Below are 2,233 nucleotides of genomic sequence, written 5' to 3' on the forward strand. Positions count from 1 at the left end.
GTACCTCTCGCATACTGATCCCAGTGGGGAGCTCCCAGTCCTGTAAAGGCCGGCACAACATAACATCCATGTGTATCTGATACTTTATTTGCCATATACTCGGAATCTTCAGAGGAATCAATTACCTTTAATTCATCTCGCAGCCACTGGATAGCTGCACCTGCAACAAAAATTGATCCTTCCAGTGCATAGGTTACCTTTCCGTCCAATCCCCACGCAATCGTAGTAACCAGTCCGTTCTTTGAAAAGACAGGTTTCTCTCCTGTATTCATCAGAAGAAAACATCCTGTGCCATAAGTATTTTTTGCTTCTCCGGCATTAAAGCAGGTCTGGCCAAACAAAGCAGCCTGCTGATCACCTGCTGCGCCTGCAATAGGGATAGCACCGCCAAGGACTGCCGGATCTGCTTTTCCATAAATACAGCTGGATGGCATTGGTTTGGGAAGCATGGACTTTGGAATGTCAAGTTCATTCAAAATTTCCTGATCCCACTGTAAAGTATTGATATTAAAAAGCATGGTTCTGGATGCATTGGAATAATCTGTAACATGGACTCTGCCCTTTGTCAGTTTCCAGATCAGCCAGGTTTCCACAGTTCCAAACAAAAGCTGCCCTTTCTGCGCTTTCTCTCTGGCTCCTTCTACATTGTCCAGAATCCACTTTATTTTTGTTGCAGAGAAATAAGCATCGATCACAAGCCCTGTTTTCTCCCTGAATTTCTCAGTCAGTCCTCTGGCTTTCAGCGAGTCGCAGTATTCCGATGTTCTGCGACACTGCCATACGATCGCATGATAGACAGGTACGCCGGTATTTTTATCCCATACGATTGCAGTTTCTCTCTGGTTTGTGATTCCGATCGCAGCGATCTTTGAAGCATCTGCTCCGATCTTGGTCATTGCCTCTACTGCCACACCCAGCATACTGGCCCATATCTCATCTGCATCATGTTCTACCCAGCCCGGTTTCGGGAAATACTGGGTAAATTCTCTCTGTGCAACACTTAAACGTTCTCCCTTTTCATTAAACAGGATACAGCGGTTGCTGGTCGTCCCGGCATCCAGTGCCATAATATATTTTCCCATAAAAGATTTCCTCCGTTCTCTTTCATTATTATAACCATACCACAAACATCTAAAGGTTGCTATTCTTTTTTATTCATGTTATGATGCAGACAAAACGAAACGTTACTGCTATTATAGAAAGATGGAGTACAATATTTTGAAGAAAAAAGAATTTATTTTTATAGGTGGTATTCTTATTCTTGCACTGGCGATGTGGGGAGGAATGTCTCTTATAAATAAGGGCAGTCATGGTTCCATCCGCATTACTGTAGACGGAAAAGAATATGGAACTTATTCTCTGGAAAAGGATCAGATGATTAAAATCAACGATACAAATGTCTGTGAGATCAAAGACGGTCAGGCACGTATGATCTCTGCACAATGCCCCGATCATCTGTGTATGAAACAGAAGGCAATCGATGAAAAAGGAGGCACCATCGTATGCCTCCCTAATAAAGTCGTTATTGAAGGGGAAAAAAGTACTGACAGTAAAAAAACTGACGAACCGGTAATTGACGCAGTAACCTGAGCTCTCCGTTGCCTGTAACTGAATAACTGTTTCACAGTTCGGCTAAAAAGCAAAATTAAAAGGAACCATATTATACGGCAGCTATATGATAATACACACCAGCCCGCCCTTACTGTCATTGACAATTTTCTGCATGGTATCCTGAAGCTTTACCTGGCTTTCTTCGCTGATAGCTGCAATCTTGCTTCGGATGCCATCCTGTACCAACTGCTCAATGGATTTACCGAAAATATTAGTCTCCCAGATACTCTCCCCCCTCTGGCTGCCTTCATCAATATACTGGATCAGATCCTTTGCCTGCTGTTCCGTTCCTACTATGGGAGCAATTTCAGTTTCTATATTTGCCTTTATCATATGGATAGACGGACTCTTTGACTTGATCTTTACTCCATATTTATTCCCCTGTCGGATCACTTCAGGCTGTGCGATCTCAATCTCATCCAGATTCGGGACAACCACACCATAACCGGTTCCACGCACTGCTTCCAGTGCAGCCTGCACTTTTACATATTCCTCTTTCATATGTACCAGTTCCTGCATTGTATGGATCAGTTGATATCTCACTCTCCATTTCGATTCCACTCATCTGACTGAGCATCCTGTAATAATATTCTTCCTTTATGCGTATTCTTACCTTTACTGT

2 protein-coding genes and 1 pseudogene are annotated in these 2,233 nt (G+C 43.0%); 1 reads left to right on the forward strand and 2 read right to left on the reverse strand.

The features are described 5' to 3' along the window. Window positions 1-1,082 (reverse strand): FGGY family carbohydrate kinase (locus AC075J_RS01645; RefSeq protein ID WP_476389891.1); only part of this gene is annotated, 1,082 nt, incomplete at its 3' end. Between the two features lie 136 nt (window positions 1,083-1,218). Between AC075J_RS01645 and AC075J_RS01650 the strand changes: the two genes are divergently transcribed. Continuing rightward, window positions 1,219-1,590 (forward strand): NusG domain II-containing protein, encoded by a 372-nt coding sequence (locus AC075J_RS01650; protein WP_022380691.1) that lies wholly within the window; start codon window positions 1,219-1,221, stop codon window positions 1,588-1,590. A gap of 81 nt (window positions 1,591-1,671) precedes the next feature. Here the strand turns inward: AC075J_RS01650 and AC075J_RS01655 are convergent. Next, window positions 1,672-2,233: pseudogene (locus AC075J_RS01655) on the reverse strand (stage IV sporulation protein A); the annotation flags it as partial.

The sequence above is a fragment of the Blautia sp. ZXY-1-C6 genome, from assembly GCF_056339875.1.